Below are 12,797 nucleotides of genomic sequence, written 5' to 3'. Positions count from 1 at the left end.
GAATCTTGTCTGATAAGGTTTGCCGCTTTTATGGGGTCAGAGTAGTTTTATTTTGCCGGAGCATTTCCCGGCGTTCTTCCATTTGGCGGTTGTATCTTTCGCGGTTAATTTTTTTACTGTTTTGGTAAGATTCGGGCAGTTCCACTTGTTCGGGCAGGTTTATTCCCTTGTCAGTGATTCGGTTGTCCTTTCCGTCGCGGATGAGATAAAGTTCGTCATAAAGTTCATTTTTTTCTACTGTGAAAGAACGGTAGTGCAGGGTATCATTCCGGAGAGTGATGTACTGGTAAAGGTTTAAACCGGAGCCCAAACGGTCGTGGACCGGATTAAAACCGATGTTGTAATGTTTGGGAGAGCAGCTGCTGACAATATATACCGGGCTTCCCGGAATGCCGTTGTTTTTAGTGTTGATTCGGGAATAACCGTGGTCGTGGCCTTGTAAGACTAAATCTACGCCATATTTTTCATAAAGAGGTTTAAAGGTATATCTCACGTAAAAATTATTCCTGTGGGCGCGGACGGAGTAAGCAGGGTGGTGCATCATAACTATTTTCCATTTTTTGTCCGACTGAGCCAGAATTTCTTTTAACCAGACATAATGACGGTAAAGGGAGACCGGGCCCTGTATGCCGTCGCTGTCGATTACAATAAAACAAAGGTCTTTGAAGTGGACCACATAACTTTGTCCTTCGAAGTTTTTTGGGCCGTTGTGAGGATAGGAAAAAGTAGCAGTCCAACGGGAATCCAGGACTTTGGGCAAGCCTTTCAGGTATTCGTGGTTACCGGTTGCGGCCAGCAAAAGTTGGGAGGTGCTTACAGAATCCATTGTAGAGAACCAATAGTTCCAGTATTCATCGGTAGGGCGTTCGATGACATCACCTGCAAGTGCCCAGAAAGCAGTGTGAGGGTAGCGGCGGTGTAAGGATTTGAAAATAGCAGCTGTTTTTCCGGAGGCCGGGTCCTGGATGTCTCCAAAATAAATGAATGAAAGGGAATCCTTGCCTGAAGGAATGGAAAAGGAATACCAGGATGATTTCACTGTGTCGTTGATTACTCGGTAGAAGTAGGCACGGTCTGCCACCAAACCGGTGAGTTCTGCCTGGTAAAAGGCCGACTTTCCGGCCCGGGTTTGAACGATGTGTCCTTGTGCCGGGATTTGGGTTGTGTCCCGGGTTATGGAGTCTGTGTATTCTAAGTGAGCCTCGGAGAGCGTAGAATCACAACGCCAGCTTATTCTACGGGAAGTTTCTCCGTCTTCGCCGGCCGTCAGGGTTATTCGATCTTGAAAAGAAGGGGTGGAATAGGGGGCTTCCGGGGTATTTTTAAACCATGTGTCCCATTTCCAGAAGCATAAACATCCTCCGGTCAACAGAAGGAATAACGGTATAGAGTATCTTTTTTTCATAGAATTTATTTTTTGCGAAAGTAATAATAAATATATATTACGTGATTCTTTTAGGCTAAGGTATTATATTTGGCAGTTAAAAAATAAGGACGGTTTTATGATACAGATTGAAAATACGATTGTGAGCTTTGATGTTTTCCGGAAAAAATTTTGTTGTGATCTGGCTCAATGCAAAGGAGTGTGCTGTATTGAGGGAGATTCCGGTGCGCCACTGGAAGAAGGAGAGCCTTTGCGGATAGAAGCGAACTATGATGGGATAAAAGGGTATATGAAACAGAGTGGAGTGAAGGCGGTGGAAGAGCAAGGTTTTGCCGTGACAGACCAGGAGGGGGATTTGGTGACTCCTTTGATTGACGGCAGGGAATGTGCTTATGCGATAGAAGAGAACGGTAATTGTTGGTGTGCCATAGAAAAAGCCTGGAGGGAAGGGCATTCGGATTTCCGGAAGCCAGTTTCCTGTCATTTATATCCGATTCGGGCAACCCGTTATGAAGGATTTGAAGTTTTGAATTACAATGAGTGGAATATTTGCCGATGTGCTTGTCTGAGAGGAGAGAAAGAAAGTATGCCCCTGTACCGTTTTCTGGAAGAAGCGCTCATTGCCCGGTATGGCAGGGAGTGGTATGAACAATTGGAATATGCTGCTCATGAAATAGAAACAGGCCAGATAGAGATCCCTGACCGGTGAGTAGTATAAAATAAATCTTTTTTTTAGTTTTTTGTTTGTATAATCCGGGATTATCTCTATCTTTGCAGCGCAAAAGCAAAATGGTGGATGTAGCTCAGTCGGTTAGAGCGTCGGATTGTGGTTCCGAAGGTCGTCGGTTCGAGCCCGATCTTCCACCCTCAAAAACCACAGGGAAGAGGTTGTCAAACGACAACCTCTTTTTTTAGTTTATGTGGCCGATTCTCTTTAAATATTTTGGATAAAGATTTCCGACTGAGAAGGAAAAAACTTAATTTTACCTGTCTAAACGGAAACGTTTACAATAGAATGATCCATCAATATTAATACTAAAAATATGGCTAAAGAACAATTTATAACAAGACACGTCGGCCCGCGTTCGGAAGATGTGGAAGAGATGTTGAAAGTGATAGGCGTAAAGTCGGTTGACGAACTGATAGAACAAACCGTACCGGCTTCTATTCGGCTGAAAAAAACATTGGATTTACCGGAACCTTTATCGGAGGATGAATTTTTGGAAAAAGTGAAAGCAGTGGCTGCCAAAAATAAGCTTTTCCGTTCTTTTATCGGACAGGGGTATTACGACACGATTTCGCCGGCGGTGATTATCCGGAATATACTGGAAAATCCGGCTTGGTATACTTCTTATACTCCTTATCAGGCGGAAGTATCTCAGGGGCGTCTGGAGGCTTTGTTGAACTATCAGACGATGATTCTGGAGTTGACGGGTATGGAAATTACCAACTGTTCTTTGCTGGATGAGGCGACTGCTGCTGCCGAGGCCATGACAATGATGTTTGCTTTGCGGGGTAAGGAAATGAAAAAGGCCGGAGCTAATAAATTGTTTGTGGATGAAAAGGTTTTTGCCCAGACTAAAGACGTATTGATTACCCGTTCTGCTCCTCAGGGAATAGAATTGGTGTATGGGGATTATGCGACTTTTGAGTTTACCCCGGAAGTTTTCGGTGCTTTAGTACAATATCCGGCCTCTAACGGTGAGATCCGGAATTATAGAGCTTTTGCAGAGAAAGTGCATGCTAACGGTTCTTTATTGACGGTAGCTGCTGATTTGATGAGTCTGGTATTACTCACCCCTCCGGGAGAATGGGGTGCGGATGTGGTGGTTGGAACTTCCCAGCGTTTCGGTATTCCGATGGGATATGGAGGTCCTCATGCTGCTTATATGGCTACAAAAGAAGAATATAAACGGAATATTCCGGGCCGCATCATCGGTGTCACAATAGACGCCCAGGGGAATAAGGCTTTGCGTTTGGCTTTGCAGACCCGTGAACAGCATATCAAAAGGGAAAAAGCTTCTTCTAATATTTGTACGGCTAAAGCTTTAAACGCTACAATGGCCGGATTTTACGGAGCTTATCACGGTCGCGAGGGATTGCAACGAATTGCCCGCCATATCCATTCTGCTGCAGTCATTCTGGCAGAAGAAATTAGCAAATATGGTTATGAGCTGAAAATCAGCAAGTTTTTTGACACTCTTCGTTTTGAATTGCCGGAAGGAGTAACGGTGGAAACTCTGCGGGAAGTGGCTCTGGAACATGAAGTAAACTTATTTTATTGTGATTGCGGAACAGTCGGATTGTCAACCGATGAGTGTATCAGTGAAGCGGAATTGAATGTGATTGCGGCTATTTTTGCTGAAGCGGCCGGAAAAAAAGCGGAAAGAGTAAAATTTCTGGACGATTGCACCGTACTCAACCCGGATATGTTGCGGGATGATGAATTTATGCAACAACCGGTGTTCAATATCTATCATTCCGAAACGGCTATGATGCGGTATATGAAGAACCTGGAACGCCGGGATATTTCTTTGGCCACTTCTATGATTTCTTTGGGTTCTTGTACGATGAAACTGAATGCTGCCGCAGAAATGTTACCGATTACCTGGCCGGAATTCGGCCGGATGCATCCGTTTGTGCCGTTTGACCAGGCGGAGGGTTACCAGCAAATGATCCGGGAAACGGAACAGATGTTGACTAAAGTTACCGGTTTGGCTGGGTGCAGCCTGCAACCTAACTCGGGTGCAGCCGGAGAATATTCGGCTTTGATGGTTTTGAGGCAATATCACATTGCCCACGGACAGGGTAATCGGAATGTCATGTTGATCCCTGCCTCTGCCCATGGTACCAACCCTGCTTCCAGTACGATGGCCGGCTTGAAGGTTGTCGTGACGGCTACCGACCCGGAAGGAAATATTGATGTTGCGGATTTTCGGGCAAAGGCAGAAGCCAACCGGGAGAATCTTTTCGGGGCTATGATTACTTATCCTTCCACTCATGGAATCTTTGAGGAATCCATACGTGAATTAGTGAAGATTATACACGATAACGGAGGCTTGCTCTATATGGATGGTGCCAATATGAACGGACAGTGCGGTTTGACCAGTCCGGGAGAAATCGGAGCTGATGCCTGTCATTTGAATTTACACAAAACTTTTGCCATGCCTCACGGAGGCGGAGGTCCTGGTGTCGGACCGATTTGCGTGGCTAAGCATTTGGTGGAATTCCTGCCCACTCATTCGGTGGTGAAAACAGGTGGAGAACAGGGTATTCACGCAGTTGCTGCGGCTCCTTACGGTTCCGTCAGTTTACTGCCAATTACTTACGGTTATTTGCTGATGTTGGGCGGAGAAGGATTGAAAAAGGTAACTGAGATGGCCATCTTGAATGCAAATTACCTGGCATCTTCTTTTGAAAAATTGGGCTTTAAGATTTTATTTAAAGGAAAGCAGGGACGTGTCGGGCACGAAATGATTTGGGATTGCAGTGCTTTCAGCAAAGAATATGGTATTACCGAATTGGATATAGCCAAACGTCTGATGGACTTCGGTTTCCATGCGCCGACTCTTTCTTTCCCGGTACATGGAACCTTGATGGTGGAACCGACGGAAAGTGAACCGAAAGAAGAACTGGACCGTTTTATCGAAGCTTTGAAAACAATTCGGGAGGAGATGGTGGAAGTGGCAGACGGCAAGGCTGATAAAGAAGATAACGTATTGAAAAATGCTCCCCATACGCATCAGGTGTTGACTGCCGATGAGTGGACACACGCATACCCCAGAAGTAAAGCAGCTTATCCGCTGGCGTGGGTGGCTGAAAATAAATTCTGGCCGCAGGTGGGCCGGGTAGACGATGGCTACGGTGACCGTAATCTGATGTGTACCTGTGACCCCTTATATGTTTCTGACGACCAGGATTAGTTCGGTTCATTGGTAAATTAAAATCCTTCTGAAAATATTAAATTTTCAGAAGGATTTTTTTTATTGCATCATTCTGATAAAAAAATCAGGTATTTATATCATTTCGAGCGTAGCAGAAGAAAGAATCCTGGATTGGGTATAATGGTGTATATAAATACTTTGTAGAATTATGTTGAGGGACTTTCGTCGGAATAGCGGAAGAGGGAGAAGTTGACACTTCCGTATTGGCGATGTTCTGAGAAATGAGGGTGGGCAGAGAAGTCTATTTGGGCCGGATGTTCGATGATGGCAATGCCGTTAGGAGCCAATAACCCATTGGTGAAAATAGCTGCGGGAATTTCGGACAGGTTTTCTAAACAGTAAGGAGGGTCGGCAAAGATGATATCAAAAGGTTGGCCTTTTAATTTTTTGCAGGCAGCAAATGCATCGTTTTTGTATACTTTCATGGCTGAAAAGCCTAACTCTGTTGCTGTGCGTTTGATAAAAGCATAGTGCTTGTAATTTTGTTCGATGGAAATGACTTCCCGTGCTCCTCTGGAGGCAAATTCATAGCTGATACTACCGGTTCCGGAGAAAAGGTCCAATATCCGGCTTCCTGCAATGTCTGCATAGTTGTTCAGAACGTTGAACAAATTTTCTTTGGCAAAATCTGTCGTGGGCCGAGCACTGAAATTTTTATCGGGAAAAATCTGCCGGCCTCTGTGAGTACCGCTGATTATTCGCATTGGTGGACGTGTAATAAATGAATAAAACTGGAATTATTCAGTTCTTCGTTTTTGAGCAATTGGGATAATGGGGGATAGTTCAGAATGGAAATATTCGGAATGAACTTCCCTAAAGTCTCGCCCAGTTGAGGGTCATTGACCAGATTGCCTGATAGAGTGGTCTGAAGGTTTTCTTTATTGACATGACATTGTTGCAGGCAATTTAGGGCGTAATAGATAATATCGGTGACCGAACCGTAAGTGAATGAATTGAATAATAAAATGTCATTGCTGCGAGTCAGTAACACATCGATGTATTGGTCCTGTATGTCTATGAACAGATGGTTAGTATTAAACAAGATATTGGATAAGGAATGAACAATAAAAGGATAGGCACTGTTGACGATGCATAAAGACTGGAACCGGGAAGTCAGGAAAGTAACAAAACTACGCGGGAGGTTTTCCACGATATAACTTTCCATGATTTTGATTTTCCGGTAAAGCAAGGTATCGTTTTTCTGGGGTGACAGACAGATGCGATACAGGTCCGCCAGATGGGTTTTATTGAAAACGTGGGCTGGAACCAGGACCTTTTCTTTATTGCAGGGCAGGATATATACTTTTTTATATTTCAGGTTCAACAGCTCATTGTCCACTATGATTTTTTTGGTTTTGGCAATGACTGCATCGGCCGTATCCAGGTTGAAAGGCTGGAAATAAAATACTAAAAGTTTGTTGTTGTGGTCGTGAATGCAAAATGAAAATCCATCCGTTGAATAACGGATGGACAGAATATATTGCGAAGAATTTTCTTTTATAAAATTATTGTCAATATAATATACGTTTTGCATGTATGTGTATTATTCCCAGTTTCCTACGTTATTGTTTGCTTCTTTCAAATCGCCGACTTTCAGACCCGGATATTTGTTCAGACGTTTTCTTTCTCCGTTTTCTTCCAATAATTGGTCATTGTATTCATCCCGGATGTCTTCGAAAATTACCATGTTGGAGACGCGGGCTTCAAAGATAGGTACTTCTACACCGGAGTCTGTGAAAACAGAAGAAGCCCCCATTTTGAATTGATGTTTACGTTTGGTAAAAGGTACGTAACGCAGTTCATCAATCGGATAATCTTTGCTAAATACGGCTTCCAGCGCATTTACTTTAATGGTGTCCCGAATGATTTTACCTTCTTTAATGGCTTGGGCTTCCGTTACTCCTTTTTCCAGGTCGTCATCACTCAAAGAACCGATAGAGCGTACGTTTTTTACGGAGTCATATTTAATGAAGTTAATCAATGTATCAAAACTGCCGGTATATACGCCGTATACTCCTTTGTAGGCATCCTGGGCCGTACGGATATCGATTAAGCGCTGCACGATCCGTTCGTATCTTTGTTTTTTGATTTCGGTAAATCTCTGGGGAATCATAATGCTGTTATAGCATTTATAACCGAGAAATATGATAACCCCGGCAAGGATAATCTGGATGATAAGTTTTTTCATATTGAATGTTATTTTGTATGATATTAATACGTTTTTGAATCCGGGCTTCTCAGGTATGGAGGTAAATTTGTATCTTTACAGAAGAATTCAAACGTTATCAACACGCCAGAAAACCCTAATAATGCTTGCAAATTTAGGAAAAAATTTAGATTAAAAATACAATCCGCCATTAATTTTCGCGATGATTCAAAAACATTTTGAAGATATTGTATTAAAAAAGTTTGGTTTTGATTTTTCACCTACTCAGAAATTAGCTGTGGAGCGTTTCAGCCATTTTTTCTTTGCCCGTCAGGAGGATGGTTTGTTTTTGTTGCGCGGATATGCCGGCACCGGAAAGACTTCCCTGGTTTCTGCTATGGTAAATGCTTTAGTGGCACTCGGATATAAGGTGGTGTTACTGGCTCCTACCGGCCGGGCGGCGAAAGTGTTCTCGGGGTATGCCGGGCAGCCGGCTTTTACCATTCATAAAAAAATTTACCGGCAGAAAAAGGCCGATGACGGAGAAGGTTTTTTTAACCTGGGTTTTAACGGAGGGACGAATACGCTGTTTTTTATAGATGAGGCTTCTATGATTTCTAATGCAGATATGGAGGGGCATTTCGGGAGCGGCTGTCTGTTGGATGATTTGGTTGAATTTGTGTATAACGGGAAAAGTAACCGATTGGTATTGGTTGGGGATGTGGCTCAGTTACCGCCTGTCGGTTTGAATATCAGTCCGGCTTTGGAGTTGGAGGAATTGGAGGCTGCTTATTGCCTGAAAGTAACGCAGGTGGATTTGACGGATGTGATGAGGCAGGCGGAGACTTCCGGTATTTTATACAATGCAACTGAGGTGAGGAAGGTTATCGGTACAGGGGAAGAGCAGCTAAACCTGAAAACAATAGGGTTCCCGGATGTTTTCAGGATTACCGGAGCGGAATTGCTGGAAGAAATGGAGACTTGTTACGGTAAGTATGGAGAGGAAGAGACGATTGTGATATGCCGTTCCAATAAAAGGGCCAATCGGTTTAATGAAGGAATCCGGAGGAGCATTTTATATCGGGAGGAAGATTTTTGCAGTGGTGACCGGATCATGATTGTCCGCAATAATTATTTCTGGGGAACCGGTTATGAAAAAATTGATTTTATTGCCAATGGGGATATGGCTACGGTAGTTCGTGCCGGGAGACGGACGGAACTGTACGGGTGTCGTTTTTTGAAAGCTACTCTCAGGATTGACGGGTGTGAAGAAGAGATGGAAGCCTGGGTGATGCTGGACACGTTAATCTCAGATTTCCCGGCATTGTCTTACGAGCAAAGCAAAGAGTTGTACAGGGCCATTGAAGCCGATTATCATGATGTGGCCTCAAAGCGAAAGAGATTTGAGAAAGTGCGGGAGAATGAATATTATAATGCTTTGCAGATTAAATTTGCTTATGCTGTTACCTGTCATAAAGCCCAGGGGGGGCAGTGGGATGCCGTATTCATAGACCAGGGGTATGTGGGGGAAGATATGTGGGATGATGAATATTGGCGTTGGTTATATACAGCCATTACCCGTGCGCGGGAACGGGTGTATTTCATTAATTTTAAAGAAACCTTCTTTAGCACGCAGGAAAAAACAGACTGATGTACTGATGAATAGACATCAGCACATCAGTTGCAGTTCTGTTATCCGATTTTCAGGTCTGCCATCATGGCTTCGATTTTAGCGGAAGCTTCTTGCTGGGCTTTATGAAAATCTTCTGCACTTTTCATGTCGGCCCGGGCTTCAAAGTAAAATTTTATTTTCGGCTCTGTACCGGAAGGACGTACAGAAATCTTGCATCCGTCGGCCAGGAAGAATTGGAGTACATCGCTGGTGGTCGGGAAATTCATTTTTTGGGTATGCCCCGTAAGCAGGTCTGACTCGATTAAGTCGGCATAGTCTTTTTTGACGGCAACGGGACTGTGATTAATCGTTTTGGGAGTATTGTGCCGTAGGGCATTCATCATCTCCTGAATTTCTTGTGCTCCCGACAAACCTTTTCGGACGATGTATATCATTTTTTCCTGTGAGAAGCCGTAGGTTGCATAGATTTCCTTCAGGATATCGAACAGGGATTTGCCCTGGTCTTTGGCCCAGGCGGCAATTTCAGCCATCAAAGAAGTGGAGGAAACTGCATCTTTGTCCCGGGTGAAAGAGCCTGGCATAAAGCCGAAAGATTCTTCGCCGGCACCAATATAGCCTTCTGCTCCTTTCTGGCGAATCATATCGGCAATCCATTTAAAACCGGTGTATACATCGTAACAGGGTATACCGTTCTTTTCTGCAATTTCTTTGATTAATTCGGACGTGACAATGGTTTTTATGGTATATTCATTGCCTTTGAGCAATCCTGATTCTTTGCGGCGGCGGATAATGTACCATGTGAAAATGATGTTCGTTTGATTGCCATTGAGTAATATCCATTCTCCTTTATCGTCTTTTACGGCAATACCTATCCGGTCGCCGTCAGGGTCGCAAGCCATGGCCAGGTCTGCGTCTATTTCCCGGGCTTTATCCAGCGCTAATTTGAAAGCTGCCGGTTCTTCGGGATTAGCAGAGGCTACGGTCGGGAAATCTCCGTCGGTAATCATCTGTTCGGGAATAGTGGTGATGTTGGTAAATCCCCAATTCCGCAAAGAGGCGGGGACTAATTTGTATGTGGTGCCGTGTAAAGGAGTGAAAACAATCTTGAGGTCATGCTGATGCCGGATAGCTTCCGGAGAAAGACTCAGCGTTTTTACTGCTTCTAAAAATTTTTTATCAAAATCTTCACCCAGAATTTTGATTTTTTCCGGTACTGCCTGAAATTTAATTTCAGAAACTTTTACTTTTTTAACTTCTTCAATCACGTTTTTATCATGGGGAGGCACCAGTTGTGAACCGTCGTTCCAATAGGCTTTATAACCGTTGTATTCTTTGGGGTTATGGGAAGCCGTGATGATGACGCCCCCTTTACAACCTAATTCCCTGATGGCAAATGACATTTCCGGAGTTGGACGCAGGGATTCGAAAAGATAAGCTGTAATTCCATTGGCAGAGAAGATGGCTGCTGTCGTTTCCGCATAGTCCCGGGAATGATGGCGGCAATCATGTCCGATGCATACTGATTTTTCTTCATTCGGAAACATTTTGTTGATGTAATTGGCAAAGCCTTGGGTGGCGGTCCCTACTGTATATCTGTTCATGCGATTGCTGCCCGGTCCCATAATGCCTCTTAATCCTCCGGTGCCGAATTCCAGATCTTTATAAAAAGAATCGATCAATTCTGTCTGATCTTCAGAGTCGAGCATTTTTCTGACTGCTTCTTTGGTCGTTTTATCGTAGCTGTCGTTTAACCAGGTTTCCGCTTTGGCTCTGGATTGCCGGATGATTTCTGTATTTTCCATAATGCAACGTATTTGTTTTTTAAGGTTATTTGTTTCCCAAAAGTTTTCTATTCTTTACAAAATTATAAAAATAAAAAAGCCCTGCAATTGCAGAGCTTTTTTATTTTTAGTCAAAAATCTAATTTTAAGATCTTTTTTCCTTGATTTTTGCTTTCTTTCCGGTAAGTTTACGGAAATAGTAAATTCTGGAACGTCTTACTTTACCCACTTTGTTTATTTCAATTTCTTTGATAAACGGAGATTCGATGGGGAAAATTCTTTCAACACCGATGTTTCCGGACATTTTCCGGACGGTAAAGGTTTTGGTGGTTCCGGTTCCTTTAATCTGGATAACAACACCACGGAATACCTGAATACGTTCTTTGTTTCCTTCAATAATTTTGTAGTGTACACTTACTGTGTCACCAGTATTGAATGAAGGATGCTCTACAGGGTTCTCAGCAGCAAATGCCTGCTCTGCAATTTTAATTAAATCCATTCTATTCTTTATTAAGATTTATTTATCAGACACAGTATTACGATGGAGACTTTCATGTAAGAGACTGTGCATGTTTCAAACAGGCTGCAAATATAGAAAGTATTTTAGTGATATGCAAGAAATGATATAAAAAATAGATGTTTTGTCCGGGCGGGATGAGAAAGGAAAGTTGGTTTTGTCCGGAGAAACTTTATAAATTGAAAACGTTTGTTTAATTTTCTCCGAAAACTTTTTTTTTTCGGAAAAAGGTCTTACCTTTGCCTTCGGAGGTGAGGATTCCGAATAATTAATTTGGGATTCTTTTTAATAAAGGCACTTATTGGAGGATAAGTGTCATTTATTTTTTTTGTATAAAATAAACGCTTAAATATAACGGTTATGAGCAACAAAGTGTCTTATGTAACAAAAGAAGGATTGAAAAAATTGCAGGACGAATTAGAGCGATTGCAGAATGTGGAACGTCCGAAAATTTCCAAAGCAATCGGAGAAGCCATTGAAAAGGGAGATATTTCTGAAAATGCTGAGTATGATGCTGCTAAAGATGCTCAGGGCCTGTTGGAGGCTAAAATTGCTCAGTTGAAAGATACCATAGCCAGTTGCCGGGTGATCGACGAATCGCAGATAGATACTTCGAAGGTGCAGATGCTGAATAAAGTAACCATTAAGAATACGAAGACAGGCGCCACGATGACCTATACCTTGGTGTCGGAAACGGAAGCAAACTTTAAGGAAGGAAAATTATCTATCCATACCCCTATTGCTCAGGCGTTGGTCGGAAAGAAACTGGGGGATAAAGTCATGGTGAAGGTGCCAGCCGGAGAAATGGAATTTGAAATTATGGACATTAGTCTGTAAGTCACGAATAAACGGATTACGTTATGGCTTCAATTTTTTCTAAAATCGTCAAAGGCGAAATTCCTTCCTATAAGGTGGCCGAAGATGAGGATTATTATGCCTTTTTGGATATCAATCCTTTGCAGAAAGGGCATACCTTAGTTATTCCCAAGAAAGAAACAGATTATCTGTTTGAACTTCCGGATGAAGAATTGTCCGGGTTAATGGTTTTTGCCAAAAAAGTAGCTAAGGCTATCGGCAAAACAATTCCTTGTCAAAGAGTCGGTGTGGCTGTGTTGGGATTGGATGTGCCTCATGCACATATCCATTTGGTGCCTTTAAACAGTGGGGATGATTTGAATTTCTGTAATCCCAAAAAGCAATTTCCGGCGGAGGAAATGAAAGCGTGTGCGGAAGAGATTGCCCGGAATGTAGAATAAAAGTAATTGATTTCCTGAAATAGACCTCATCATGGACAAAGTGTCCGGATGAGGTTTTTTCATATTCGGCCTATTTTTTTTGTTTGTTAAAAAATTAATCATACATTTGTGGTGTATTAATATAGCAATACACTAA

Annotated in this window: 11 protein-coding genes and 1 tRNA gene; 6 read left to right on the top strand and 6 right to left on the bottom strand. The window is 42.9% G+C overall.

Translation table 11 applies throughout. The annotated features are described in order from the left end of the window. Positions 1–28: 28 nt before the first annotated feature. On the bottom strand, positions 29–1,405 hold the full coding sequence (locus tag D1136_RS02115) for a metallophosphoesterase family protein (protein WP_161875982.1): 1,377 nt from the start codon (positions 1,403–1,405) through the stop codon (positions 29–31). Positions 1,406–1,502: 97 nt separating this feature from the next. Between D1136_RS02115 and D1136_RS02110 the strand changes: the two genes are divergently transcribed. From D1136_RS02110 to gcvP, 3 genes are all read left to right on the top strand, one after another. Then, on the top strand, positions 1,503–2,093 hold the full coding sequence (locus D1136_RS02110; RefSeq protein ID WP_161875981.1) for a DUF3109 family protein: 591 nt from the start codon (positions 1,503–1,505) through the stop codon (positions 2,091–2,093). An 82-nt stretch (positions 2,094–2,175) separates the two neighbouring features. Next, positions 2,176–2,251, top strand: a tRNA-His gene (locus D1136_RS02105). 176 nt (positions 2,252–2,427) lie between these two features. Beyond that, positions 2,428–5,307: an aminomethyl-transferring glycine dehydrogenase gene (gene gcvP / locus D1136_RS02100; protein WP_161875980.1), complete on the top strand. Its 2,880-nt coding sequence runs from the start codon at positions 2,428–2,430 to the stop codon at positions 5,305–5,307. 167 nt (positions 5,308–5,474) lie between these two features. Here the strand turns inward: gcvP and rsmD are convergent, their stop codons facing one another. From rsmD to D1136_RS02085, 3 genes are read right to left on the bottom strand one after another with little or no spacing between them, the layout of a single operon-like run. After that, positions 5,475–6,032 carry a 16S rRNA (guanine(966)-N(2))-methyltransferase RsmD gene (gene rsmD, locus D1136_RS02095; protein ID WP_161875979.1) on the bottom strand — a complete coding sequence of 186 codons (558 nt, stop codon included), beginning with the start codon at positions 6,030–6,032 and terminating at the stop codon, positions 5,475–5,477. Further along, positions 6,023–6,862, bottom strand: a complete 840-nt coding sequence (locus tag D1136_RS02090) for a DUF3822 family protein (protein WP_161875978.1) — start codon at positions 6,860–6,862, stop codon at positions 6,023–6,025. Before D1136_RS02090 ends, rsmD begins: the two co-directional genes overlap by 10 nt. Before the next feature lie 9 nt (positions 6,863–6,871). Then, positions 6,872–7,516 carry a hypothetical protein gene (locus D1136_RS02085; protein ID WP_161875977.1) on the bottom strand — a complete coding sequence of 215 codons (645 nt, stop codon included), beginning with the start codon at positions 7,514–7,516 and terminating at the stop codon, positions 6,872–6,874. A 181-nt stretch (positions 7,517–7,697) separates the two neighbouring features. On the opposite strand from D1136_RS02085, the gene D1136_RS02080 reads away from it, so the two are divergent. Then, a complete protein-coding gene (locus tag D1136_RS02080) occupies positions 7,698–9,125 on the top strand; it encodes an ATP-dependent RecD-like DNA helicase (RefSeq protein ID WP_161875976.1) in 1,428 nt (475 codons plus the stop codon). Between the two features lie 41 nt (positions 9,126–9,166). On the opposite strand, the gene D1136_RS02075 is transcribed toward D1136_RS02080, so the two are convergent. Both D1136_RS02075 and rplS read right to left on the bottom strand, forming a co-directional pair. Next, positions 9,167–10,909: a phospho-sugar mutase gene (locus tag D1136_RS02075; RefSeq protein WP_161875975.1), complete on the bottom strand. Its 1,743-nt coding sequence runs from the start codon at positions 10,907–10,909 to the stop codon at positions 9,167–9,169. 124 nt (positions 10,910–11,033) lie between these two features. Then, the gene (gene rplS / locus D1136_RS02070) at positions 11,034–11,387 is read right to left on the bottom strand and encodes a 50S ribosomal protein L19 (RefSeq protein WP_161875974.1); all 354 of its coding nucleotides are present in this window, start codon (positions 11,385–11,387) and stop codon (positions 11,034–11,036) included. A gap of 378 nt (positions 11,388–11,765) precedes the next feature. On the opposite strand from rplS, the gene greA reads away from it, so the two are divergent. Next, a complete protein-coding gene (gene greA, locus D1136_RS02065) occupies positions 11,766–12,242 on the top strand; it encodes a transcription elongation factor GreA (protein WP_161875973.1) in 477 nt (158 codons plus the stop codon). Between the two features lie 23 nt (positions 12,243–12,265). Next, the gene (locus D1136_RS02060; protein ID WP_161875972.1) at positions 12,266–12,661 is read left to right on the top strand and encodes an HIT family protein; all 396 of its coding nucleotides are present in this window, start codon (positions 12,266–12,268) and stop codon (positions 12,659–12,661) included. Positions 12,662–12,797: the final 136 nt, after the last annotated feature.

This window comes from Odoribacter sp. Z80 (genome assembly GCF_009935865.1).
Classification (GTDB): Bacteria; Bacteroidota; Bacteroidia; order Bacteroidales; family Marinifilaceae; genus Odoribacter.
Note: the sequence above shows the minus strand (reverse complement) of the source record. Positions and strands in the feature narration are given on the sequence as shown.

Excerpts from the sequence above, each read along its gene's own strand:
- D1136_RS02075 (WP_161875975.1), bottom strand. The coding sequence starts at position 10,909 with ATGGAAAATACAGAAATCATCCGGCAATCCAGAGCCAAAGCGGAAACC.
- D1136_RS02085 (WP_161875977.1), bottom strand. The coding sequence starts at position 7,516 with ATGAAAAAACTTATCATCCAGATTATCCTTGCCGGGGTTATCATATTT.
- D1136_RS02060 (WP_161875972.1), top strand. The coding sequence starts at position 12,266 with ATGGCTTCAATTTTTTCTAAAATCGTCAAAGGCGAAATTCCTTCCTAT.
- D1136_RS02110 (WP_161875981.1), top strand. The coding sequence starts at position 1,503 with ATGATACAGATTGAAAATACGATTGTGAGCTTTGATGTTTTCCGGAAA.
- D1136_RS02115 (WP_161875982.1), bottom strand. The coding sequence starts at position 1,405 with ATGAAAAAAAGATACTCTATACCGTTATTCCTTCTGTTGACCGGAGGA.
- rsmD (WP_161875979.1), bottom strand. The coding sequence starts at position 6,032 with ATGCGAATAATCAGCGGTACTCACAGAGGCCGGCAGATTTTTCCCGAT.
- D1136_RS02090 (WP_161875978.1), bottom strand. The coding sequence starts at position 6,862 with ATGCAAAACGTATATTATATTGACAATAATTTTATAAAAGAAAATTCT.
- rplS (WP_161875974.1), bottom strand. The coding sequence starts at position 11,387 with ATGGATTTAATTAAAATTGCAGAGCAGGCATTTGCTGCTGAGAACCCT.
- gcvP (WP_161875980.1), top strand. The coding sequence starts at position 2,428 with ATGGCTAAAGAACAATTTATAACAAGACACGTCGGCCCGCGTTCGGAA.
- greA (WP_161875973.1), top strand. The coding sequence starts at position 11,766 with ATGAGCAACAAAGTGTCTTATGTAACAAAAGAAGGATTGAAAAAATTG.
- D1136_RS02080 (WP_161875976.1), top strand. The coding sequence starts at position 7,698 with ATGATTCAAAAACATTTTGAAGATATTGTATTAAAAAAGTTTGGTTTT.